A 24,110-nucleotide genomic window follows, 5' to 3' on the forward strand; every position below is an offset into this window, starting at 1 on the left:
GGCGCCGGGGCGACCTACCCGCCCACGCCGCCCGGCGCGCCCCGGCCCGGGTCGCTGATCGGCGCGCCCGGTCGGCCGCACACCGGCCCGGGCGCCGGCAGCGGCGGCGCCGGCTGGCCCGCCAGCTCGGCGCTCATGTACGCCTGCCAGATCTCGGCCGGGTAGGTGCCGCCGAACACGTCGATCCCCCCGACGTCGGTCATCGGGACCCGACCCGTCGTCGCCCCCATCCACACCGCGGTGGCGAGCTGCGGCGTGAACCCGATGAACCAGGCGTCCCCGTGGTCGTCGGTCGTGCCCGTCTTGCCGGCGGCGTCCCGTCCGGGCAGCTGGGCCCGGGTGCCGGTCCCGCGCTGGATGACCCCGCGGAGGATATCGGTCTCGCAGTCGGCGACGGCCGGGTCGAGGACCCGCTGGCCCGCCGGCTGGGTGTTGTCGATGTAGACCTTGCCGTCCGGTCCCACGACCCGCTCGATGAACGTCGGTGTGTGGCGCACGCCCTCGTCGGCGAGGGTGCTGACGACGGTGGCCATCTCGAGCGGCGTCGCCTCGGCGACGCCGAGCGTGATCGGCAGGTAGGCGGGCACCGGCCCGGTGATCCCGAGCCGGTGGGCCATGCTCACGACCGCCGGAGGCCCGAGGCTGGCGATGACGTGCGCGAACGCGCAGTTGACCGAGTTGACCGCAGCGTCGCGAAGGGACAGGGTGCCGCCGCCCGGTTCGGCGTTCACGGTCGACCACGGCGGGAACCCGGGGCGGAACGCGGAGCACGGCGAGCTGCCGTTCACGGTGTCGTCCGGCGAGTAGCCGGCCTCGAGCGCGGCGGCGAGGGTGACGACCTTGTACGTCGATCCCGGCTGCCGCCCCGGCGGGTGGGTGGCGAGGTTGTACTGGAGCCGCTCGAAACCCGGTCCGCCCGCCATCGCGCGCACCTTGCCGGTGGTCGGGTCCATCGACACGACGGCGGCGGTGAACGGCGGCTGGTTCGGCAACACGCTGCCGATCGAGCTCTGGGCCAGGAACTGCGCCGTCGGGTCCAGCGTCGTGACGACGCGCAGCCCGCCGCGGAGGACCAGCTGCACCCGGTCGCGCAGCGTCGCCCCGAGCCGCGGGTCGGCGAGGAGCCGCTGCTGGACCTCGGCCACCCACAGGTCGCGGGGCCGCAGATCGGGAGCCGGCGGCGGCACGGCGGGCAGCGGCACCAGGTCCGCGGCCGCCGCCAAGACCGGGGTGGCGTAGCCCTCGGCCACCATGCGCTGCAGGACGTCGTGGCGGCGGGCCCGAGCCGGGACCGGGTGGGTGAACGGGTCGAAGCCCGACGGGTTGGCGATGAGCCCGGCCAGCAGCGCCGCCTCCGGGAGGGTCAGCTCCCGCGGCTCCTTCCCGCGCGGGGCGGTGGCCCCGGGATCCTGGGTCAGGAAGAACCGCGCCGCGGCCGACTGCACGCCGTAGGCGCCCTCCCCGAAGTAGACGGTGTTGACGTACTCGGTGAAGATCTGGCGCTTCGACATCCGTCGGTTGAGCCGGAGGGCGAGCACCGACTCCGTCACCTTCTTCTGCAGGTCCCGGCGGGGGTCGAGGATCCGCGTCTTCACCAGCTGCTGGGTGATGGTCGAGCCGCCCTGCCGCACTCGCCCGGAGCCGACGTCGTCGACGAAGGCCCGGACCAGCCCCGCGGGGTCGACCCCGGGGTTGGTCCAGAAGGTGTGGTCCTCGGTGGCGACCACGGCGTTCACGAGCACGGCCGGGAGGTCGTCGAAGCCCACGGGCTGGCGATCCTCGAGCCCGAGCGCGGCGAGCGGGGCGCCGTTCGACGCGTACACCGTCGAGGGCAGCGACAACGGTCGGAGCCGCTCGGTGGTCGACCGGTAGCTGGCCGCGTGCGCGAACGTGGACAGGTTGGCGGCCAGGGCGGCGACGAGCACGCCGACCGCGGTCCCGCCGACGACGGTCGTCACCAGGACCTTGGGGCTCGCCCGTCGGACCGCCCGTCGAGCCCGGCGCAGCCGGGCGGCGCCGTCGGTGCGCAGCCAGGTCCACCCGCGCCGCCGCTGCCGGCGGACGGTGTCCCACGCCGCGGCGCCCGCGACGCGGCCGAGGCTGAGGGTCGCGGTCCCCACCCGGCGGAGGGCGCCGGTGACCGCGACGACCTCGACCTGCCCGCCGTCCTCCGCGGTCACGAACTCGAGCGCGCGCGCCGCCGATTCGCGCGCGCGAGCGGACAGCGGCTCGCGCCCGCGCGCGCCGTCGCCGTTCGGATGGTCACCGTGGCGACGGGCGACCCAGACCGACGGCCGTGTCCGTCCGCGCTCGGCGCCTCGTCGCGGCTCGGACGTCAGCACGAGCGGTCGTGGCCTTCCCGCGACGAAGTCGCGGTGCACGCGGGTCCCGAGTGTCGGGGCGTCACTCCGACCACTGCACCCCCTTCGCGGGGCGTCGGCCGTGAGCACCCAGTCAGCCCCAGCCCCTGATCGGGTGCCCAGCGGGGCGGCCAGCGCCTCGACTGGCCCCGTGATACCCCATCGCGGGCCGGCGCGGGGATCGGGCTCGCAGCGCGCGTCGGAGGCCGGACGCGAGCCTGGGCCCGCCCCGGAGGGCGGGCCCAGGCGAACCCAGTGGCGGAGGGAGGCGGCTAGAACTTCAGCTGGCCGGCCTCCGCCGACACGAACGCCGGCTGGAGGATGTCCAGGCCGATCGGCTTCCCGTTCACGATCCGCGAGATCGTGGTGTCGCGGGGCGGGTTCCGCTTCGAGGCGGGCCCGTAGGTGTAGTCGCCGATCAGGTTCTGGAACGTCAGCTTCGGGATCTGCTGCACGGCCTTCTGGATCCCCGCGTGGCTGAGGTCCCCGTTCTTCACGGCCTGCTCGAGCACCTGGTCGACGCCCCAGGATTCCGCGTAGCCGAACGCGAAGTACTGGTCCGGCTTCTGGGTCGGCGAGAACTGCTGCACGTCGCTGAGCATCCTCGCCATGCCGGGCACGGTCGTGTCGCCCCAGGCCGGACCCTCAGAGAGCAGCCAGAAGTGCTTGGCGTAGAAGTCGCCCTGGTCGGGGCTGGCCTCGAATCCCGAGAGCCACGTCGGCCCGAGCCCGAGCACCTGCGGCGTGAAGTTCCGACCGATCATCTTCGTGACGATCGACAGGGTGTCGTTCGGCACCGACGCCAGGAACACGGCGTCGCACTTGGCGTCGGCCAGCTGGCCCACCTGGGCGCTCACGTCCGAGCCGGTCGCGAACCGCACCGTCACCGCCGTCTTGAACTTCAGCTTCGACCCCGCGAAGCTCAGGCCCTGCAGCCCGGCGGCGCCGTACTGGTCGTCCTGGGCGATGGCGCAGATCTTCTTCCCCTGGCCGCCGTGCTTGATGTAGTAGTCGAAGCCGTTCACGGCCTCGACCTGGTAGGGCGCGCCGACCGGGACCAGCTGCGGCACCTTCACCCACAGCGAGTCGAGGGTCGCCGGGGCGGCCACGAGGCCGTCGGCCTTGAGCCGCTGCAGGACCGCCTGCACGATCTGGGTCCCGAGGACCTGGTCGAAGGCGACGACGTTGTCCTTGATCTGGTCGTAGCCCTGTAACGCGTTCGAGACCATGTACTGGCTGTCCTGCTGGACCAGCTGGACCCGGTACTTGCCGGCGACGCCGCCCTTGGCGTTCACGGAGTCCCAGTACACCTGGTTGCCGTTGGTCAGTGGCTTGCCGATGACGGCGGCGATGCCGCTGAGCGGCGTGATCACCCCGAGCTTGATGGTGTGACCGTCGAAGCCCGGCACCGTCGGCGGCGCCTTCGCTCCGTGACCGGCCGCGGCCACCGGCGACACCGAGGTGCCGATCGCGAGGGTCGCCGCAGCCAGGATCCACAGGATCCGGCCCAGGTTCTTCCGCATCGTTCCCCCCTTTGGGACGGTTCCGGCCCCGCCGCGGTCGGGTCTCCCGTGATCCTCAGTACCGGAAGGGCCAGGAACGGAAGTATGCCTGAACCCGGCGCCAAATCCCGGCCATCCCCCGGGGCTCGAAGACCAGGAAGATGATGATGAGCAGGGCGTAGATGATGGTGCTGAGGGCGCCCTTGCTCAGCCCGCTCTTGGCCGGGTCGGTCACCACGATCCCGCTGATGAGCGGGAGCGAGGTGGCGTACTGGTCGATGAGCTTCGGGAGGGCGCCGATCAGCACCGCCCCCAGGACCGGCCCGTACATGGTCCCGATGCCGCCGACCACGATGATGGCGAGGAAGGTGATCGACAGCGTGATGCCGAGGGAGGTCTCGTCGGGGGTCAGGTAGCCGAGGTAGAGGCCGTACAGCGCGCCGGCGAGCGCCGCGATGGCGCTCGAGATCACGAAGGCGCCGATCTTGTACCGGAACAGGCTCACGCCGACGACCTCGGCGGCGACGTCGCGGTCGCGCACGGCCTGGAGCGCGCGGCCGGGACGGCTGCGCACGATGTTCTTGACCAGGATCGCCACGACCGCCACGATTCCCCAGGCCAGGTACATGAGGCCCTGCTTCGGCCCCATCGACTGGCCGAACACCTTGAAGTTGCCGAGCAGGTTCAGCTTGTGGCCGGCGATGTTGTAGACGTCGGCCTTGGGCGGCATCGCGGTGCCGGCGTTCCCGCCCGTGACCGTCGTCCACTTCTGCCACAGGTACAGCGCCAGGTAGACGAGGCCGAGCGTCACGATCACCAGGTAGTTGCCGCGCAGCCGCAGAGCCGGCAGCCCGATCACGAACCCCACCACCCCGCCGAGGATCATGGCGATGATCAGGTAGACCCACAGGTTGAGGTTGTACCCATGGGGCGGCGAGCCGAGCAGGCGGCCGCCGCCGAGGTAGGCGGCGGTGAACGCGCCGAGCCCGATGAACGCGGCGTGCCCGAGCGAGGGCTGGCCCGTGTACCCGGTGAGCAGGTTCAGGCCGATCGCGCCGATGGCGGTGATCCCGGCCAGCGCGAACACGTTCGCCCACAGGTTGTCGACGAACAACGGCAGGAACAGGTACAGCGCCGCCAGCAGGACGAGGAAGGCGCGCTTCGTCCAGGTCGGGAACAGGCGCAGGTCGTCGGCGTAGCTGCGGACCATGGCGCGGTTGGCTCGAGCCATCAGACCCTCTGGACGTCTCGCGTGCCGAACAGCCCGTAGGGGCGCACGAGCAGCACCAAGAACATGATGATGTACGGGACGACGTCGGCGAACTCGGGGCCGAGCGCTGGGAACTGGGCCGGGACGTACCCGCCGGTCATCACCTGGGCCACGCCGATGATGAGGCCACCGACGACCGCCCCGCCCGGCGAGTCGAGGCCGCCGAGGATGATGGCGGGGAAGGCCCGCAGCGCGATCAGGCTGAGGCTCACGCTCAGGCCGGGCGCGGGGCCGGCGCCGCCGGCCAGCATCATCCCCCCGACCACCGCCACCGCCCCGGCGATGGCCCAGGAGAGGGCGAAGATCTGGCGGACGCTGATGCCCTGCGCCAGCGCGGCCTCCTGGTCGACGGCCGTGGCCCGCATCGCCAGCCCCGCGCGCGTGTAGCGGAAGAGGAGGAAGAAGGCGCCGAGCACGACGGCGCCGAGCACGACGGTGGCGATGTTGACCTGGAGAATGCGCACGTCGCCGAGCCGGACGGTGTGCAGCCGCCAGGGGGTCAGCACGCCCCCGGGCGGGTTGTGCCAGACCGTGGTGGTGACGGGCTCGACGAGCAGGAACAGCCCGATGGTGATGAGGATCACCGCGAAGATGGGCTGGCCGATCATCCGGCGGAGCACGAGGGCCTCGAACGCGGCCCCGATCGCGGCGCAGCACGCCATCGCGAAGACGGCGCTGACCCAGAACGGCAGCCCCCAGGTGTGCTCGGCCTGGTAGACGAGGAAGGCGCCGAAGACCACGAGGCCGCCCTGGGCGAAGTTGATGATCCGGGTGGCGCGGTAGATGACCACGAACCCGAGGGCCACGAGCGCGTACACGGCGCCCAGCGCGAGCCCGTCGCCGAGGAGGCTGAAGAACTTCGTCACTGGCCGCCTCCCGACGCGTACATCCCCTCGATGAGGTCGGCGAACTGCTCGACGACCTGCTGGCGGCGCACCTTCTGGGTCGCGGTGAGGGCACCGACCTCGCCGAGGTCGACCGGCAGCAGCTCGAACCGTCGGAGCTGCTCCGCGTCGGCCAGGCGCTCGTTGGTGTCGGCGATCTGGCGCTCGACGAGCCGCCGAACCTCGGGCTTGCTCACGAGGTCGTGCTCGGTCGTGAACTGGAGACCCTGCTGCTTCGCCCACTCTGCGACGGCAGTGCTCTCGACCCCGACGAGCGCACAGAGGTACGGCCGCCGGTCCCCCACGACCATCGCCTCGCTGATGAAGGGCGACACCTTGGCCAGGTTCTCGATCTTGGCCGGCGAGACGTTGAGGCCGCCGGCGGTCACGATGACGTCCTTCTTGCGGCCGGTGATCCGGAGGTTGCCGTCGGCGTCGAGCTCGCCGAGGTCGCCGGTGTGCAGCCAACCCTCGGCGTCGAGCACGGCGCGCGTCGCGGCCTCGTCGCCGAGGTAGCCGACGAAGTTGCCGGGGCTGCGGATCAGGATCTCGGCGTCGGCGGCGACGCGCACATCGACGCCCGGCAGGGCGGGGCCGACGGTGCCGAGCCGCACGTCGTCGGCCCGGTGCGCGGTGGCAACGGCGGTGTCCTCGGTCTGGCCGTAGGTCTCCCGGAGCGGGACGCCGAGCGACCACCAGTACTCGAGGACCTCCGGCGCGATAGGCGCCGCCCCGGAGAGGGCGATGCGCACCCGCGAGAGTCCGACCTTCTGGCGCAGGGTGCGGAACAGCAGGAGCCACCCGACGGCGGCCCAGAACCGGCTCCCCGCTCGGCCCCGCCGGCGAGCCTCGCCGATCCGGGCCCCCTGACGCTGGCAGGTCGCGTACACCTGGCGCTTCAGCCAGCTGGCGTTCCGCACGCGGAAGAGCACGGACCCCATGAGGCGCTCCCAGACCCGCGGCACCCCCAGGAAGAAGGTGGGCTGCACCTCCCGCAGGTCGTTGGCGAAGGATTCGCCGCCCTCGCCGAAGTTGACGACGTACCCGGCGTGCACGGCCGCGATGACCGAGACGAGCCGCTCGGCGACGTGGCTGAGCGGCAGGTAGGAGAGGATCTCGTCGTCGCGGCGGGCGCCGAAGAACTCGGTGAGGATGCTCGCCGCCGCGCTCAGGTTGGCGTGCGAGAGCATCACGCCGCTCGGCGGGGCGCCCACGCCGGACGTGTACACGACGACGGCGACGTCGCCGCCGCCCCGGAGCTGGGCCACGAGCTCGCCCCACAGCTCGAGGACCCCCCGGGCCGGCTGCTCGCCGAGGTTCTCGAGCTCGTCGAGGCTCATCGTCATGGGGTCCAGGAGCGACTGGATTCCCCGGGTGTCGAGCACCACGATCTTCTCGAGGCGGGGCAGGTCACCCCGCACGGCGAGCGTCTTGTCGAGCTGCTCCTCGTCCTCGACGAACACGACCCGAGCCTCGGAGTCGCGCAGCACCTGGGCCACGCCCGCCTCCACCTCGCTCGGGTACACGCCGACCGTCACCGCGCCGACGCTCTGGATGCCCAGGTCGGCGAACAGCCACTCCGGCCGGTTCTCGCTGAGCACCGCCACCCGGTCCCCCGGCCCGAGGCCCAGCTCGCGGAGGCCGAGCGCGACGGTCGCGACCCGGGCGGCGTACTCACCCCAGGAGATCTCGAGCCAGCGGCCGAGCCGCTTCACGCGCAGGGCCGGGTCCCGCGGCCGGGTCTCGGCCTGCGCGAGGAGTCGGGCCGGGAGGGTGGCGGCGCCGAGCCTCGAGCCCGCGGGGGTCTCGACCCCGGCGGTCACGGCTCGGCCCTCGCCTCGCTCATCGGCGGGCCCGGCGGCTCGTCGGGCTGCCCGAGGTAGGCCTCGATGACCCGTGGGTCGGCCTGCACCTCCGGCGGCGCCCCGGTGGCGATCGGCTGCCCGAAGTCGAGGGCCATCACCCGGTCGGCGATGTCCATGACGAGATGCATGTCGTGCTCCACCAGGATCATCGAGAGCTCGAACTCGGCCCGGACCTGGAGGATGTAGCGGGCCATGTCCTCGGTCTCCTCGAGGTTCATGCCGGCGACGGGCTCGTCGAGCAGGAGCAGCTTCGGCTCCATCGCCAGGGCCCGCCCGAGCTCGACCCGCTTCTGGATGCCGTACGGGAGCATGCCGACGGGCTGGTAGCGGTAGGGGCCGAGCTCGATGAGCTCGATGACCTCCTCGACCCGCTCGCGGTTGGCGACCTCCTCTCGCTTGGCTCGCCCCAGCCACACCGCGCCGGCGAGGAAGCCTGTCTTCATGAGGTGATGGCGGCCGAGCATCAGGTTGTCGATCACGTTCAGGTTCACGAACAGGCCGAGGTTCTGGAACGTGCGGGCGATGCCCATCGCGGCGGTGGTCGCCGGCCGCTTCCCGATGATCTCCTCCCCCTCGAAGCGGATGTGCCCGGACTGCGGCCGGTACACCCCGTTGAGGCAGTTGAAGATCGACGTCTTGCCGGCGCCGTTCGGCCCGATGATCGCGAAGAGCTCGTTCGGTCGAACCTCGAAGGTCACGTCCTGCAGCGCGCTGACGCCGCCGAACCGGAGGGTGACGGCCTCGACGTCGAGGAGGGCGGGTCCGCCGACTGCGCTCATGCGCTCCAGCGCTTGCGCCGCCGGTAGGTCTTGAGGTCGCGGAACGAGCGGCCACCGGTCTCGCCGACGCCGAGGTAGAACTCCTGGATGTCGGCGTCGGCAAGCAGCGCCGGACCCGGCCCGTCCTTGGCGATGAGGCCGTTCTCGAGCACGTAGCCGTGGTTGGCGATCGAGAGCGCCATCGTGGCGTTCTGCTCGACGAGCAGCACGTCGGTGCCGGACTGCTTGATCTCGACGATCAGCTGCCGGATCTGCTGGACGATGAGCGGGGCGAGCCCGAGCGAGGGCTCGTCGAGCACGAGCAGCCGCGGCGCCGCCATCAGGGCCCGGCCCATGGCCAGCATCTGCTGCTCACCGCCCGACAGGTAGCCGGCCGTGGAGCGGAGCCGGTCGCGGAGGAGCGGGAAGAGCTGGAGGACGTGCTCGTAGGTGTCCTTGACCGACGTTCGGTCCCCGCCCCGCGGGCGCCCGCCGCGGCCGAGCGCGGCGCCGATGACGCTCGTCACCGCGGCGACGCCGCCACCGAGTCGCGTGTACGCCCCGGCCCGGAGGTTCTCGTCGACGGTGAGCTCGGCGAAGATGCGGCGGCCCTCCATCACCTGGGCCATGCCGCGCCGGACGATGGCGGCGGCGTCGAGGCCGTCGATGCGCTCGCCCTCGAGCTCGACGCTGCCCTTCGTGATGGAGCCGCGGTGGAACCGCAGCAGCCCCGACACGGCCCGGAGCAGGGTGGTCTTGCCGGCCCCGTTGGCGCCGAGCAGCGCCACGATCGACCCCGGTCGCACCTCGAGGCTCACGCCCCGCAGCACGTGGATGGCGGAGCCGTAGACGACCTCGACGTTGCGGACGGCGAGCGTCGGCGTGCTCGCACCCCCCGATGCCACGGGCCCGACACTAATGATCGGCCCCCGCCTCGGACAGGGCCGACCGCCAGGATCGGCCGGCGGGCCGCCGTCAAGCCCGGCCTCGGAGGCGCCGATACCCGGGGGATGGCGATCGGGGGGTCGAGCAGAGGGATCGGGCGTCGGGTGGCCGACGCCCTCGCGCCGGGCTTTGCGTCGACCTGGGTCGCGAGCGGGTTCACCGCCGCCGCCTTCATCGTCCTCGACAGCTTCGGGGTGCTCGGCAACCTGCCGGTCGAGGTCCTGCTGGGCCTGCTCGCCGCCGCCGCGATCGTCGCCGAGGCGTCGCGGCGGCTCGCCGGCACGGACCCGAGCACGCCCGCGCTCTGGGCCACCGTCGGCGTCCAGATCCTCGCGGTCAGCGTCGTGATCTACGCCATCGGCTGGGGTGGCGCCCTGGGCATCGGCTACGTGTTCGTGATCGCCCGACAGATCGAGGACTACGGCCCCCGGGTGTGGCGACCGGCCGTGGTGTGGACGGCCGCGGGGATGACCGGCGGCCAGCTCGCGATCGCGACCGGCGGGCTCGGCAGCTACATCAGCCAGCCCGAGGTGCACGGCTTGACGCTCCTCATGGGCCTCGGCGTCGCCTTCATCGCCGAGATGCTGGCGGGCAAGGTCGACGAGCAGCGCCGCAGCGCCGCCGAGCTGCGGGCCAGCGAGGCGGACTTCCGCCAGCTGTTCGCCGCCAACCCGCAGCCCATGTGGGTCTTCGACGCCGAGACGCTGGCCTTCCTGGAGGTGAACGACGCCGCCGTCCGGCACTACGGGTACAGCCGCGAGGAGTTCCTGGCCCGCCGCGTCGTCGACATCCGACCGGTCTCGGAGGTCCCCTCGTTCCTCGCCCACCTCGAGGGCACGCACGACCGCGACATCGTGCAGGGCGAGTGGCGGCACGTCCTGAAGGACGGACGCGTGATCGACGTCGAGGTTCGCAGCCACACGTTCGTGTTCGAGTCGCGAGCGGCGGTCCTCGTCGCGGTGCAGGACGTCACCGAGCGCAACTCGCTGCAAGCCGAGCTCCAGCACCAGGCCTTCCACGACTCGCTCACGGGCCTCGCCAACCGGGCCCTGTTCAGCGACCGGGTCGAGCACGCCATCCAGCGGGGAGCTCGGGATTCGAGCACCGCCGGCGTGCTGCTCCTCGACCTCGACGGGTTCAAGACCGTGAACGACAGCCTCGGCCACACCGCCGGCGACGAGCTGCTGGTCGCCGTCGCCCAGCGGCTGCGCGCCGTGCTGCGGCCGAGCGACACCGCCGCCCGGCTCGGCGGCGACGAGTTCGCGGTCCTGCTCGAGGACCTCACCGGGGGCGAGGAGGCGTGCGAGGTCGCCGAGCGGGTCCTCGAGGCGGTCGACCGGCCGTTCGCGCTGGCGGGGACCGAGGTCGTCATCCACGCCAGCGTCGGCATCGCCGTCGTCGGTCACCTGGGCGCCGACCCGGAGGCGCTGCTGCGCAACGCCGACGCCGCCATGTACAGCGCCAAGAACGGGGGGAAGGGCTGCTACCGGCTGTTCGAGCCCGCGATGCACTCCGCTGCGGTGGCCCGCCTCCAGCTCGAGGGCGACCTGCGCCAGGCCGTCGAGGCTCGCCAGTTCGTCCTCCACTACCAGCCGGTCGTGTCGCTCACGGCCGGGCGCGTCGTGGCCCTCGAAGCCCTGATCCGCTGGCAGCACCCGACCCGTGGGCTCATCCCGCCCGCCGACTTCATCCCGATCGCCGAGGAGAACGGGCTCATCGTCGACATCGGGCGGTGGGTCCTCGCCGCCGCGTGCCGGCAGGCCCGCATCTGGCAGGAGGCGCACCCGCACCTGAGCCTGACCATCGCGGTGAACCTCTCGCCCCGCCAGCTCGCCGACCCGGGCCTCGTCGGTGACGTTCGCCGGGCCCTCGCCGAGAGCTGCCTCGCCCCCGAGACGCTCACCCTCGAGATCACCGAGAGCGTGCTCGTCGACAACGTCGGCGGCGCCATCGCGCGCCTCGGCGAGCTCAAGGACACCGGGGTCCGTCTCGCCATCGACGACTTTGGCATCGGCTACTCGTCGCTCGGCGCCCTCGGGAGCCTCCCGGTCGACACGCTGAAGATCGACAAGGCCTTCATCGACGGGGTGACGACCGGCGTCGAGGCCGACGCCCTGGTCCAGGCGATCCTGCGGCTGGCCCGCACCTTCCACCTCGTCACCATCGCCGAGGGTGTCGAGCGCCCGGACCAGCTGCGCCGGCTCGAGGAGCTCGGCTGCGACCAGATCCAGGGGTTCTGCTTCTCGAGGCCGATCCCCGGCGACCGGGTGGAGGCCCTCCTGCGCCGCGTCCCCGTCGCCACGCCGGCCGGCGTCGCTGCGCTCGCCCCGCAGCCGGTCCTCACCGACCAGTAGCGCCCGCGCTCCCCCACGCCCGCCTCCGGGACCACCGGGCGCGGCCCCGTACGCTCGGCCCGTGAAGGTCCGCGCCGCGCCGCTGCTCGACCCGACGGGACCCGGGCCCGGCCGCGACGTCGACGAGCTGCTCGCCGCCGCCGGCCTGCCGCCGCCACCCGGGTCCCACCCCGTCGCGGCGCCGACGGGAGAGCTGACCGCGTGGGCCGCGTCCGGCGGGATGGCCCTCACCGGCTGGCCCGACCAAGCCCCCCTGCCGCCGCCGGCGCCGGTGCTCGGCCGGCTCGGCGCCGTCACGGCGGCGATCGCCGCGGTCACGAGCCGGCTCGGCGATCGCGTCGACGTCGACCTGCCGGTCACCCTGTTCGGCCGGGCCGCGCTGCTCGCGGGCCGGCGAGCCGGCACCACGTCGGTCGGCGGCTCGTGTCAGCTCCTGCCCGCGGCCGACGGCTGGCTGGCCCTGAACCTGCCCCGGTGGGAGGACGCCGAGGCCGTGCCGGCGCTCGTCGGCCGGGCGGTCACCGACCCGTGGGGGCCGCTCGGCGGGTTCGCGCGCTCGCGTCCGGCGGCCGACGCGGCGGCGCGGGCCCAGGAGCTCGGCATCCCCGCGGCCGCGCTCGGCGAAGCTGGCGACGCGCGGGTCCGCGCCCGCCGCCTCGGTGCCCCCGCCGCGGTCCGGAGCCGCCCGCTCGTGGTCGACCTGTCGGCCCTGTGGGCCGGCCCGGTCGTCGCGCACGTGCTCGGCCGCGCCGGCGCGCGCGTGGTCAAGGTGGAGACGCCCGAGCGGCCGGACGGGGCCCGACGCGGGCCGCGGGCGTTCTTCGACTGGCTCCACGCCGGCCACGAGAGCGCGGCCTGGGACTTCACGACCCCGGACGGCTCGGCGCGGCTCCGAGCCCTGCTGCGTCGCGCCGACGTCGTCATCGAGGCGTCGCGACCGCGCGCCTTGCGCCAGCTGGGCCTCGACGCCGAGGAGCTCGTCGCCGAGCGGCCCGGCCGGACGTGGCTCTCGATCACCGCCTACGGGCGAGGCGGCCCGTGGTCGAACCGGGTCGGCTTCGGTGACGACGTCGCCGCGGCGGCGGGGCTCGTCGCCCGCGACCCGGCCGGCGTCCCGGTCTTCTGCGGCGACGCCATCGCCGACCCCGTGACCGGCCTCGTCGCGGCCCTCGCCACCCTGACGGCCGTGGCCGCGGGCGGCGGCTACCTCCTCGACGTCTCGCTCGCCGCCGCCACCGCCTTCGTCGGGCGGCCGGCCGCGCCACTGGTGCCGGAGCTGCTCCCGCTCGGTCCAGGCCGGTGGGCGGTCCGCGACGGTGCCGGCGAACAGGAGGTGCTCGCCCCGCGCCCGCCGACGCCCCTCCGCGAGGCCGAGCCCCTCGGGGCTTCGACCGCGGTCGTGCTCGGCGAGCTCGGCGACGCCGACGCGCGGCGCTAGGCCCGGGCCGCGCCCGGCGCGGCGTCGGTGGCCGGCGCCATCGCCGCCGCGGCGCGCTCGACGGCCCGGATGATGCCCTGGTAGCCGGTACAGCGGCAGAGGTTCCCCGACAGCGCCTCTCGGATCGCGCGTGGCGACGGATCGGGGTTGGTGGCGAGGAAGGCGTGCACCGACACCACGAACCCGGGCGTGCAGAAGCCGCACTGCAGGCCGTGCTCCTCCCGGAAGGCCTCCTGCACCGGGCTCAGCGTCCCCGGCTCGGCGAGCCCCTCCACCGTGGTGACGGCGGCGCCGTCGGCCTGGACCGCGAAGAGCAGGCACGAGCGCACCGCGACGCCGTCGACGATGACGGTGCAGGCGCCGCACACGCCGTGCTCGCAGCCGAGATGGGTGCCGGTCAGGGCGCAGTCCTCGCGCAGGAAGTCGGCCAGCGTCTTGCGGGGCTCGACGACGGCGCGACGTTGCTCGCCGTTCACCGTGACCGCGACCGGCAGCTCGGTCACGACGCCGCCGCTTCCAGGGCGCGGGCCAGCGCGCGCGCGACGACGTGGGCGCCCACCATGCGCCGATACCGCGCCGAGGCGTGCACGTCGTCGGGCGGGTCGAGGTCGCGGACGGCGAGCTGGCCGAGCTCGGCGAGGTCGAGCTCGGCCGCGGCGCGGCCGAGCAGGCTCGCCTCGGCCTCCGGTGCTCGCAGCGGGGTGCTGGCCATCCCGAAGAGCGCCACGGCGGCGCGCTCGACCCGGCCGTCGCGATCCAGGGCCACCCCGGTGGCGGCGCCGGTCAGCGCGAAGTCGCCGTGCCGGCGCGCCACCTCCTCGACCGCGAACCCGCAGCGTCCGGGCCAGACCGGGAACCGGGCCGCGACGAGGAGCTCGTCGGGCTCGAGCGCGGTGGTCCAGTTCCCGACGAAGAACTCGGCCGCCGGCACCACGCGGGTCGCGGCGGTCGTCGCCACCTCGAGCTCGGCGTCGAGCGCCAGCGCCACCGCCGGCAGCTCGCTGGCCGGGTCGGCGTGGGCGAGCGAGCCGCCGACGGTGCCCCGGTTCCGGATCTGGAAGTGGCCGATCAGGGGCGCGGCCAGGGTGAGGAGGGGCACGTCGGCCGCCGCCTCGGCCCGCTCGAGGGTGGCCTGGCGGGTCATCGCGCCGACGACGAGCGTGCCGTCGCGCCGGCGGAGGCCGGTGAGCTCCTCGACCCGGTTCAGGTCGACGAGGTGCTCGAACCGGGCCAGGCGGAGGGCCAGCATCGGGACGAGGCTCTGCCCGCCGGCGAGGGGCTTGGCCTCGTCGCCGTGCGCCGCGAGCACGGCGACGGCGTCGGCGACGGTCTCGGGCGCGTGGTACTCGAACGGCGCAGGCTTCACGGGGCCTCCTGGCGCGGGAGCCTACGGCCTGGCCCGGTCGCGCCGCCCCGCTACGGGACGCTGAAGCGGTAGCCCATGCCGGCCTCGGTGTGGAAGTACCGGGGCTGGGACGGCTCGGGCTCGAGCTTGCGCCGGACGTGGGCCATGAAGACGCGCAGGTAGTGGGTCTCCCGCTCGTAGCCCGGCCCCCACACCTCGCGGAGGAGCTGACGGTGCGAGAGCAGCTTGCCGGGGTTGCGGACGAGGAGCTCGACGAGGCCCCACTCGGTCGGCGTGAGCCGGACCTCGTCGCTGCCGCGGACGACGCGCTTCGTCGCCAGGTCGATCGTGAAGTCCGGCGTCTCGATGACGGCATCTTCCTCCGCCGGCGCGGCACGGCGCAGCGCCGCCCGCAGCCGAGCCAGGAACTCGTCCATGCCGAAGGGCTTCGTGACGTAGTCGTCGGCGCCGGCGTCGAGGGCTGCGACCTTGTCCGGCTCGGTGTCGCGTGCCGACAGCACGACGATCGGGACCCGGCTCCACCCGCGGAGGCCGGCGATGACGTCGACGCCGCGGATGTCCGGCAGCCCGAGGTCGAGCACGACCACGTCGGGGTGGTGGCGCGCGGCGAGATCGAGGGCCTGCTCGCCGTCGGCGGCGAGGTCGACGTCGTAGCCGCGGACCCGCAGGTTGATCCCGAGGGTGCGTCGGATCTCGGGCTCGTCGTCGACGACGAGGACGCGGCTCACGTCTCCGCCCGCGGCACCGACATGACCATGGTGAGGCCGCCGCCGGGGGTGTCCTCGACCGAGAGGTCGCCGCCCATCGCCTCGACGAAGCCGCGCGCGACGGCGAGGCCGAGACCCACGCCGGTGGAGTTCGAGCGGTCGCCGAGCCGCTGGAAGGGCCGGAAGATCGTCTCGCGCTGCTCGGCGGTGACGCCGGGCCCGGCGTCGATGATCCGGAGGTCGACGTTGGTCCCGAAGCAGCCGGCCTCCACCCGCACCCGCTGGTCGGGCGGCGACCACTGCACGGCGTTCTCCAGCACGTTGGCGATGGCGCGCTCGAGCAGGCTGGCGTCGGCGTGGACGCGCGGCAGCGTCTCGGGCAGGTCGAGGGCGACCCGCCTGGCGCCGTCGGGGAGCTCGGCGACGACCTGGGGCACCACCTCCTCGAGCCCCACGTCGCGCAGCACGGGCTCGAGGGTGCCGGCCTGGAGCCGACCCATGTCGAGCAGGTTGTTGATGAGGGACGTCAGGCGGTCGGCGCCCCGGTCGACGGCCTCGAGCAGGTCGCGCTGCGCGTCCGGCGGCCAGTCGACGTCCTGCTGAAGCAGGCTCGTCACCGACGCTTTGATCGACGCCAGCGGGGTGCGCAGGTCGTGCGACACCGCCGCGAGGAGGGCGGTGCGCAGCTGGTTGGCCTCGGCGAGCCCGGTGGCCAGGGCGGCCTCGGCTCGGAGCTGCCGGGATTCGAGGGCCAGCGACAGCTGGGCGGTGAACGCCTCGAGGAGCCCGAGGTCCTCGGGGTCGACGTCCGGCCCGACCAGCACCAGCTGCTCGTCGTCGTCGAGGGGCACGCTGAGGTCGGCGTCCTCGGGACGCTCAGGGACGGGCTCCCCGACCGAGGTCTCCACCCGCCAGTGCTCGCCCTCCCGGCGCAGCACCGCCGCCGCGGTGATGCCGAAGGTGTCGCGCAGCCGGGTCATGAGCACGGCGAGGGGGTCGTCGGCGCCGATGACGGAGCCGCTGAGACGGGCCAAGGTCCGCGCCTCGGCCTTGGCGTGCGCGGCCTCGGCGGCGCGCCGAGCGGTCAGGGCGACGAAGCCGCTCACGGTGAGCCCGACCGCGAGCAGCGCGATCAAGGCGATGACGTTGGCCGAGCTGCCGATCGCGAGCTGGTGGACGGGCGAGATGAAGAAGTAGTCGGCCAGCAAGAAGGCGGCGACGCTCGTGGCGACGCCGGGCCGCAGGCCGCCGACGCCGGCCGCGGCGACGACGAGGAGGACGTAGACGAGCAGCGCCGCGGGCAGCGTGAACGTGCCCCGCGCCGACGTCATGATCAGCGTCGACGCCGGCAGGCTGACCGCGGCGAGCGCCCACGCCGCCAGCTCCCGGCGTCGGGAGGGGCCACGGGGCGGCCGGGGGACGATGACCGGCGGCAGGCCCGGCTCGGGGGCGTCGCCCGAGATCACGTGGACGTCGATCGTGTCCGTCTGGCGGATGACCCGGGCGACGACCGAGCCTCGGACCAGCTCGCTCCAGCGGGAGCGTCGGGAGGCTCCGATCACGAGCTGGGTGGCGTGCTCGGCCTTCGCGAACTCGACGAGGGCTCGCCCGACGTCGTCGCCGGCGACCTCGTGGTAGGTGCCGCCGAGGGCCTCGAGGAGCCCCCGGTGCTCGGCGAGGCGGACGTCGTCCCGCCGCTCGGCGAGCCCGCTGGTGTTCCGGATGTGGACGCCGACGAGGTCGCCGCGGGTTCGCTGGGCCATGCGGGCGGCCCGGCGGATCAAGACGTCGCCGTGCAGAGCGCCGGTGAGCGCGACCACGACCCGCTCGCGCGTCTCCCACGAGGCGTCGATCCCGTGGTCCTCCATGTACTGCTGGAGGGACTCGTCGACCCGGTCCGCGACCCACAGGAGGGCCAGCTCGCGCAGGGCGGCGAGGTTCCCGGGGCGGAAGTAGTTGGCGAGCGCGGCGTCGACCCGCTCGGAGGGATAGATGTTGCCGTGCGCCATCCGCCGTCGGAGCGCCTCCGGCGTCATATCGACGAGCTCGACCTGCTCGGCGGCGCGCACCTTGGCGTCGGGGATCGTCTCGTGCTGCTTGACCCCGGTGATGCGCTCGACGAGGTCGTTCACCGACTCCAGGTGCTGGATGTTCAGCGTCGAGATCACGTCGATTCCGGCGTCGAGGATCTCGTCGACGTCCTTCCATCGCTTCTCGTTGCGCGAGCCGGGGACGTTGGTGTGCGCGAGCTCGTCCACGAGGACCTGCGCCGGCTTGCGGGCGATGATGGCGTCGACGTCCATCTCCTCGAACTCGCGGTCGCGGTAATGGACGGCCTGCCGCGGGACGACCTCGAGGTCCCCGACCTGGGCGGCCGTGTTGGCGCGGCCGTGGGTCTCGACGAACCCCACGACGACGTCGGTGCCGCGGCTGTGGCGGCGGCGACCCTCGTTGAGCATGGCGTAGGTCTTGCCGACGCCGGGCGCGGCGCCCAGGTAGATGCGGAGTCGGCCGCGGGCCATCGCCGCGCCGCTACCGGCCGAGGCGGTCGAGGGCCAGGTTCAGCGACAGGACGTTCACGGTCGTCTCGCCGAGGACGCCGGCGGTGCGGCTCGACTGGTGCGCCTCCACGAGCTGCAGCACCACCGCCGCCGGGAGATGCCGGGCCGCGGCGACCCGCGGCGCCTGCAGCCGCGCGTTCGCCACCGAGATGTCCGGATCGAGGCCCGACGCCGACGCCGTCACGGCGTCGACCGGCACCGGGGCGCCCGCGGGGAGGCGGTTGAACGCTCGGTAGGCGAGGACCCGCTCCGGGACCGTGTCCGGGTCACAGACGAAGGACCCGTCCGGGCTCCGGGCGTACCGCTGCCCCGCCGACGGCTTCGTGACCGGATGGCCCTGCGGGTCGGTGGGGACGCAGGCGGGGTCGGCCGCGGTCGCGAACGGGTTGGCGCTCGACGGGTTGCCGCGGCGGTCCACGGTGTTGAGCCGGGGGACGAAGCCGATCAGGAGCGGGTTCGTCGGACCGAGGTTCGACGCCCCGCTCAGCGTCGGGTCGTACCCAGCCGTCGTCTTCGCGGCGGCGCCCGAGGCCGCCGAGGGACGGGACTGGAAGTACTGCGGCAACGGGTTGCCTTCCGCGTCCGTGAAGCTCTGGCCGATCAGGTGGGAACCGACGACCTGGCCGCCGCGCCGGACCAGCGAGCCGTTGGCCTTGTCCCGGATCCCGACCTGCGCGATCCCGGTGACGACCAGAGGATACGCGACGCCGGTCAGGGCCGTGAACACGACCATCGCCAACAACGCAGGCAGCAGCTGTCGCCGCATCTACTTGACCCCCAAGGCCGTGATCAAGAGGTCGATGAGCTTGATGCCGATGAACGGCGCGACGACGCCGCCCAACCCGTAGATGAAGAGGTTCCGTCGCAGGAGCTGGGTCGCGGCCTTCGGCACGAACTTCACGCCGCACAGCGCCAGCGGGATGAGGGCGACGATGATGAGCGCGTTGAAGATGACCGCCGACAGCACCGCCGAGCGTGGGGTCGCCAGACTCATGACGTTGAGGTCGTTGAGCACCTTGACGGTGGCGAACCCGGCGAACATGGCCGGGATGATCGCGAAGTACTTGGCGACGTCGTTGGCGATCGAGAACGTGGTGAGCGAGCCGCGCGTGATCAGCAGCTGCTTGCCGATCTCGACGATGTCGATGAGCTTCGTGGGGTCCGAATCGAGGTCGACCATGTTGCCGGCCTCCTTGGCGGCCTGCGTGCCGGTGTTCATCGCCACGCCCACGTCGGCCTGCGCCAGCGCGGGCGCGTCGTTCGTGCCGTCGCCGGTCATCGCGACGAGCCGTCCGCCCCGCTGCTCGCGCTTGATGAGCTGCATCTTGTCCTCGGGTGTCGCCTCGGCGAGGAACTCGTCGACGCCCGCTTCCTTCGCGATGACCGCGGCCGTGCGCGGGTTGTCACCGGTGATCATCACGGTGGAGATGCCCATGCGACGCAGGTCCGCGAAGCGCTGGGAGATGCCGGGCTTCACGATGTCCTTGAGGTAGATCACGCCCAGGGCTCGCGCGTGCGCCGGCGCGCTCCCATCGCCGCTCTCGGCCACGACGAGCGGCGTCCCGCCTTGGCCCGCGATCGAGTCGACGGTGGTGGCGACCTGCGACGGGAACGACCCGCCCTGCTCCTCGACCCAGCGTCGCACCGCGTCGGCCGCCCCCTTCCGCACCGACCGGCCCTCGAGGTCGACGCCGCTCATGCGGGTCTGGGCCGTGAAGGGCACGAGGTCCGCGCCGGTGAGCTCGCGTTCGCGCAGCCCGTAGCGCTCCTTCGCCAGCACCACGATCGAGCGTCCCTCGGGCGTCTCATCGGCGAGCGACGAGAGCTGCGCGGCGTCGGCGAGCTCGGCCTCGGCGACCCCCTCGGCGGGGAAGAAGGCGTCGGCAGCGCGGTTGCCGAAGGTGATGGTGCCGGTCTTGTCGAGGAGCAACGTCGCGCAGTCCCCGGCCGCCTCCACGGCCCGGCCGGACATCGCCAGCACGTTGCGGCGGACGAGGCGGTCCATGCCGGCGATGCCGATCGCCGAGAGCAGCCCACCGATCGTCGTGGGGATCAGGCACACGAGCAGCGCCACCAAGATCACGATGCTCTGCTCGGCCTTCGAGTAGATCGCGAAGGGCTGCAAGGTCACGGTCGCCAGCAGGAAGATGATGGTGAGGACGGCGAGCAGGATGTTGAGGGCGATCTCGTTCGGCGTCTTCTGGCGCTGCGATCCCTCGACGAGCGCGATCATGCGGTCGAGGAAGGTCTCGCCGGGCCGGGCCGTGATCCGGACCACGATCTGGTCCGAGAGGACGCGAGTGCCGCCGGTCACGGCCGAGCGGTCCCCACCCGATTCGCGGATGACCGGCGCCGATTCGCCGGTGATCGCCGATTCGTCGACGCTGGCGATGCCCTCGATGACCTCGCCGTCGCTGGGGATCATCTCTCCCGCCGACACGACGCACTCGTCATCGACGGTCAGCTCGGTGCTGGGGACGTCCTCGAGCGTCCCGTCGGCGCGCCGCCGGTGGGCGACGGTCTCCGAGCGTGTCCGCCGCAACGTGTCGGCCTGCGCCTTGCCCCGGCCCTCGGCGACCGCCTCGGCGAAGTTGGCGAAGAGGACGGTGAACCACAGGAACAGCGCCACCAGGCCGGCGAAGACGCTGAGGTGCGCGCTCGACGTGGGCAGGTCCCGGAAGAAGAGGACCGTGACCAGCACGCTGCCGACCCCGACGACGAACATGACCGGGTTCCGCGCCAGCGTGCGGGGGTTCAGCTTGATGAAGCTGTCCACGACGGCACGGCCGACGATCTGCCGGTCGAACAGCGAGCGGGACTCCACGGGCATGGCGGCGGTGACTCCTAGACCTTCAGCGCTTCGACGAGGGGGCCGAGCGCCAGCACGGGCAGGAAGGTGAGCGCGCCGACGATCACGATCACGCCGATCACCAACACCACGAACAGCGGCGTGTGGGTCGGGAAGGTCCCCGCCGACGGCGGGACCGGCCGCTTGCGCACGAGGGAGCCGGCGAGGGCGAGGGTCGGGATGATGAGGAAGAAGCGGCCGACCAGCATGGCGACCGCCAGCGCGGAGTTCAGGAACGAGGTGTTGGCGTTGAGGCCGGCGAAGGCCGAGCCGTTGTTGTTCGCGGCGGAGGTGAACGCGTAGACGAGCTCGGTGAATCCGTGGGCACCTGGATTCAGGATCGAGGTGTTCTTGACCGAGTTCACGAACACCGCGATGGCGACGCCACCAAGCAGCACGAGCGGCATGGCCAGGATGTAAAGGGCGACGAGCTTCACCTCGGACGCCTGGATCTTCTTCCCGAGGTACTCGGGTGTTCGCCCGACCATGAGCCCGGCGATGAACACCGAGAGGATCGCGAACACGAGCAGCCCGTTGAGGCCGACGCCCACCCCACCGGGGCTGACCTCGCCCAGCTTCATGTGGGCCAGCACGAGGAAGCCGCCGGTCGGCGTGTAGCTGTCGTGCATCGAGTTCACGGAGCCGTTCGAGGTGCCGGTCGCCGACGCCCCCCAGAGGGCCGACGCGCTGGGCCCGAACCGCGACTCCTTGCCCTCCATGTTCCCGCCCGGCTGGGCCGAGGTGGCGACCTCCGTGGCTCCCCGTGCCGACAGGCGCGGGTTGCCCGAGGTCTCGGCCTGCATCGTCCCGATCGACACGCCGAGCCAGATCACGAACATGATCGCGAAGACCGCGTAGCCCTGGCGTCGGTCCTTCACCATGCGCCCGAAGGTGAACGCCAGCGCGAAGGGGATGATGAGGATCGCGTACAGCTCGAGGAAGTCGCTCAGTTTCGTCGGGTTCGAGAACGGGTGCGCGGAGTTGACGTTGAAGAAGTCACCCCCGTTCGATCCGAGCTGCTTGATCGACTCCATGCTGGCGTTCGGCCCGCCCGGGATCCGCTGGGTCGCACCGGCGACGGTGTGCGCGGTCGTGAACCCGTGGGTGTTCTGGATGACGCCCTGGGTCACGAGCACGACCGCGAACACGAAGGAGATCGGGAGCAGCACCCGGATCGTGGTGCGGATCAGGTCGACCCAGAAGTTGCCGACTGTCCGCTGCGCCGTTCGCGACAGGCCCCGCAGCAGCGCGGCCATCACGGCCATGCCGGCGGCGGCGGACACGAACTGCTGCACGGTCAGGCCCACCATCTGGGTGAGGTGGCTCAGCGTCGATTCGCCGCCGTAGGCCTGCCAGTTCGTGTTCGTCAAGAAGCTGACCGCGGTGTTCATCGACAGCGCCGGCGCGACCGCGGCCACGTTCGTCGGGTTGAAGGGCAGGCTCGACTGCACCCGCTGGAGCACGTAGAGGATGAAGAACCCGACGACGCTGAACGCGAGCAGCGACAGCGTGTAGACGGTCCAGTGCTGCTCGCGCTCCGGGTCGATCCGACAGACCCGGTAGATGAGCCGTTCGACGGGTCGCGCCAGCCGGTCGCCCACCATGGGGCCGCCCTCGTACACGCGGGCGATGTAGAAGCCGAGCGGCGGCGCCGTCACCAGGAGGAGCACGACGAGCGCGGCGAGCTGCCCCCACCCGGCGGCGGTCACTAGAAGCGCTCCGGGAAGAGCAACGCCGCGAACAGGTAGGCCGCCAGCAGGACGGCGAGCACTAGCCCGGCGATGTTGTCGCCCGTCATCAGCGGGCGGGCTCGGCGTCGCCGGCGCCGTCCTCCTCGGCCACGGGTAGGTCGCGGTCCGCGCCGACGATCCGGTCACAGGCCCGCACGTAGGCGAGGCACAGGCCGAAGAACCCGACGACGAAGAGCGCCACGAACACATCCGCCATCTCTTGCTCCGTTCGTCAGATGGGCGAGGCCTCGGAGATGGTGCCCGATCCTGCCCGGCCCGTGTCTTAGCGCCCCCGATGCTCGCCATCTCGCCGCTTTACGGGTCCTTAGCGCCGCCGCCGGATCTCTTAGCGGCGCCGCAACGCCACGCGCGCCGAGCGCGCCGCCGACACAACCCGGCCCGCGACCCTCGGGCCTTTGGTAGGTTCGGGCCAACGCACGGGAGCCCGGTGACACCGGGCTGAGAGGAGGGCTGAGGAGCCCTCGACCGTCTGAACCTGATCCGGGTCATGCCGGCGAAGGGAGGACCGTGCCGCTCGGTCGGCTGCACGTCGTCACGGACACCAGGCCCGGTCGCGACCCGATCCGCGTCGTGGACGCCGCCCTGGCCGGCGGGGCGCCGGTCGTGCAGGTACGGGGCAAGGGGCTCACCGACGCCGAGCTCTACGAGCTGGCCTGCTGGGTCGCCGACCGCTGCGCCCGGCACGGGGCGCTCTGCGTCGTCAACGACCGGCCCGACGTGGCCCTGGCCGTCGGCGCCGGAGGCGCCCACGTCGGTGCGCACGACCTGCCGGTCGCAGCGGCACGCCGGGTGCTCGGCCCGGACCGGGTCCTGGGTGCGACGGCGCGCGACGCCGACACCGGGCTCGCGCACCAGGCCGCGGGAGCGTCCTACCTCGGCGTCGGCCCCGCCTACGCCAGCTCGACGAAGGCCGGCCTGCCGGCGCCGCTCGGCCCCGCGGGCGTCGGACGGGTCGCGGCCGCCGTCTCCATCCCGGTCATCGCGGTCGCGGGGGTGACACCCGGGAGCGTGGAGGCGCTGCTCGCCGCCGGCGCCTACGGGGTCGCGGTCATCAGCGCGGTCTCGGACGCCCACGACCCGGCGCGCGCCACGACGGCGCTCCTCGCGGCGTTGGACGCGGTGGCGGTCGGGTGACCCCGACGATCACCGTCGTCGGCGGCGGGGCCATCGGCCTGGCGACGGCCTGGCGGATCGCCCAGCGGGGGCCGCGGACCGTCGTCGTCGACCCGGAGCCGGGTCGGGGCGCCACCGACGTCGCGGCCGGGATGCTCGCCCCCGTGACCGAGGTGCACTACGGGGAGGCGCCGCTCCTGGCCCTGAACCTCGAGTCGGCCCGCCGCTGGCCGAGCTTCGTCACCGAACTCGAGGCCGCGGCCGGCGTCCCCGTCGGCTACCGGCAGGAGGGCACGCTCGCCGTCGCCGTCGAGGACGACGACCGGCGCGCCCTCGACGCCCTCGTGCAGTTCCAGCGGCAGCTCGGCCTCCCGGTCGAGCGGCTGGG

Annotated in this window: 20 protein-coding genes and 1 riboswitch; of the genes, 4 read left to right on the top strand and 16 right to left on the bottom strand. The window is 73.0% G+C overall.

Annotated elements, in window-relative coordinates:
- Positions 1–14 precede the first annotated feature (14 nt).
- The 7 genes from VG869_03615 to VG869_03645 form a co-directional block, all read right to left on the bottom strand.
- On the bottom strand, positions 15–2,180 hold the full coding sequence (locus tag VG869_03615; GenBank protein HEV3450271.1) for a transglycosylase domain-containing protein: 2,166 nt from the start codon (positions 2,178–2,180) through the stop codon (positions 15–17).
- Positions 2,181–2,632: 452 nt separating this feature from the next.
- Positions 2,633–3,883 carry an ABC transporter substrate-binding protein gene (locus VG869_03620; GenBank protein ID HEV3450272.1) on the bottom strand — a complete coding sequence of 417 codons (1,251 nt, stop codon included), beginning with the start codon at positions 3,881–3,883 and terminating at the stop codon, positions 2,633–2,635.
- Positions 3,884–3,938: 55 nt separating this feature from the next.
- Complete coding sequence (locus VG869_03625; protein ID HEV3450273.1) at positions 3,939–5,093, bottom strand: branched-chain amino acid ABC transporter permease; 1,155 nt, start codon at positions 5,091–5,093, stop codon at positions 3,939–3,941.
- Positions 5,093–5,998: a branched-chain amino acid ABC transporter permease gene (locus VG869_03630; protein HEV3450274.1), complete on the bottom strand. Its 906-nt coding sequence runs from the start codon at positions 5,996–5,998 to the stop codon at positions 5,093–5,095. Before VG869_03630 ends, VG869_03625 begins: the two co-directional genes overlap by 1 nt.
- On the bottom strand, positions 5,995–7,839 hold the full coding sequence (locus VG869_03635; GenBank protein ID HEV3450275.1) for an AMP-binding protein: 1,845 nt from the start codon (positions 7,837–7,839) through the stop codon (positions 5,995–5,997). Before VG869_03635 ends, VG869_03630 begins: the two co-directional genes overlap by 4 nt.
- Entirely contained in the window at positions 7,836–8,660 is an 825-nt protein-coding gene (locus VG869_03640; GenBank protein HEV3450276.1) for an ABC transporter ATP-binding protein, read from the bottom strand. The genes VG869_03635 and VG869_03640 overlap by 4 nt, the downstream gene beginning before the upstream one ends.
- Positions 8,657–9,544 (bottom strand): ABC transporter ATP-binding protein, encoded by an 888-nt coding sequence (locus tag VG869_03645; GenBank protein ID HEV3450277.1) that lies wholly within the window; start codon positions 9,542–9,544, stop codon positions 8,657–8,659. Before VG869_03645 ends, VG869_03640 begins: the two co-directional genes overlap by 4 nt.
- Positions 9,545–9,688: 144 nt before the next feature.
- Between VG869_03645 and VG869_03650 the strand changes: the two genes are divergently transcribed.
- Together VG869_03650 and VG869_03655 are read left to right on the top strand one after the other, a co-directional pair.
- Complete coding sequence (locus tag VG869_03650; protein ID HEV3450278.1) at positions 9,689–11,938, top strand: EAL domain-containing protein; 2,250 nt, start codon at positions 9,689–9,691, stop codon at positions 11,936–11,938.
- Between the two features lie 61 nt (positions 11,939–11,999).
- Positions 12,000–13,376, top strand: coding sequence for a CoA transferase (locus VG869_03655; protein HEV3450279.1), 1,377 nt, complete (start codon positions 12,000–12,002; stop codon positions 13,374–13,376).
- Here VG869_03655 and VG869_03660 read toward each other — a convergent pair.
- Genes VG869_03660 through VG869_03700 form a run of 9 tightly spaced genes read right to left on the bottom strand, consistent with a single transcriptional unit; the run spans position 13,373 to position 22,805 of the window.
- Positions 13,373–13,879, bottom strand: a complete 507-nt coding sequence (locus VG869_03660) for a (2Fe-2S)-binding protein (GenBank protein ID HEV3450280.1) — start codon at positions 13,877–13,879, stop codon at positions 13,373–13,375. The two genes, VG869_03655 and VG869_03660, sit on opposite strands and share 4 nt — an antisense overlap.
- The gene (locus VG869_03665) at positions 13,876–14,742 is read right to left on the bottom strand and encodes an FAD binding domain-containing protein (GenBank protein HEV3450281.1); all 867 of its coding nucleotides are present in this window, start codon (positions 14,740–14,742) and stop codon (positions 13,876–13,878) included. Before VG869_03665 ends, VG869_03660 begins: the two co-directional genes overlap by 4 nt.
- 50 nt (positions 14,743–14,792) lie before the next feature.
- Positions 14,793–15,470 carry a response regulator gene (locus VG869_03670; protein HEV3450282.1) on the bottom strand — a complete coding sequence of 226 codons (678 nt, stop codon included), beginning with the start codon at positions 15,468–15,470 and terminating at the stop codon, positions 14,793–14,795.
- Entirely contained in the window at positions 15,467–17,971 is a 2,505-nt protein-coding gene (locus VG869_03675; protein HEV3450283.1) for an ATP-binding protein, read from the bottom strand. Before VG869_03675 ends, VG869_03670 begins: the two co-directional genes overlap by 4 nt.
- 10 nt (positions 17,972–17,981) lie before the next feature.
- A complete protein-coding gene (locus VG869_03680; GenBank protein ID HEV3450284.1) occupies positions 17,982–18,776 on the bottom strand; it encodes a potassium-transporting ATPase subunit C in 795 nt (264 codons plus the stop codon).
- Positions 18,777–20,840 carry a potassium-transporting ATPase subunit KdpB gene (kdpB, locus tag VG869_03685; GenBank protein HEV3450285.1) on the bottom strand — a complete coding sequence of 688 codons (2,064 nt, stop codon included), beginning with the start codon at positions 20,838–20,840 and terminating at the stop codon, positions 18,777–18,779. It lies immediately after the preceding gene.
- A 14-nt stretch (positions 20,841–20,854) separates the two neighbouring features.
- The gene (kdpA, locus tag VG869_03690) at positions 20,855–22,567 is read right to left on the bottom strand and encodes a potassium-transporting ATPase subunit KdpA (GenBank protein ID HEV3450286.1); all 1,713 of its coding nucleotides are present in this window, start codon (positions 22,565–22,567) and stop codon (positions 20,855–20,857) included.
- Positions 22,567–22,656 carry a K(+)-transporting ATPase subunit F gene (kdpF, locus tag VG869_03695; protein ID HEV3450287.1) on the bottom strand — a complete coding sequence of 30 codons (90 nt, stop codon included), beginning with the start codon at positions 22,654–22,656 and terminating at the stop codon, positions 22,567–22,569. The genes kdpA and kdpF overlap by 1 nt, the downstream gene beginning before the upstream one ends.
- Positions 22,656–22,805 carry a hypothetical protein gene (locus VG869_03700; GenBank protein HEV3450288.1) on the bottom strand — a complete coding sequence of 50 codons (150 nt, stop codon included), beginning with the start codon at positions 22,803–22,805 and terminating at the stop codon, positions 22,656–22,658. The genes kdpF and VG869_03700 overlap by 1 nt, the downstream gene beginning before the upstream one ends.
- 219 nt (positions 22,806–23,024) lie before the next feature.
- Positions 23,025–23,112, top strand: a riboswitch (TPP riboswitch).
- A gap of 4 nt (positions 23,113–23,116) precedes the next feature.
- On the opposite strand from VG869_03700, the gene thiE reads away from it, so the two are divergent.
- The gene (gene thiE, locus VG869_03705; protein HEV3450289.1) at positions 23,117–23,743 is read left to right on the top strand and encodes a thiamine phosphate synthase; all 627 of its coding nucleotides are present in this window, start codon (positions 23,117–23,119) and stop codon (positions 23,741–23,743) included.
- Positions 23,740–24,110: FAD-dependent oxidoreductase (locus VG869_03710; protein ID HEV3450290.1), on the top strand; the 371-nt coding region annotated here is incomplete at its 3' end. The genes thiE and VG869_03710, both read left to right, overlap by 4 nt.

It is taken from the genome of Acidimicrobiia bacterium, assembly GCA_035948415.1.
In the GTDB taxonomy this organism is placed as follows: Bacteria; Actinomycetota; Acidimicrobiia; order IMCC26256; family PALSA-555; genus PALSA-555.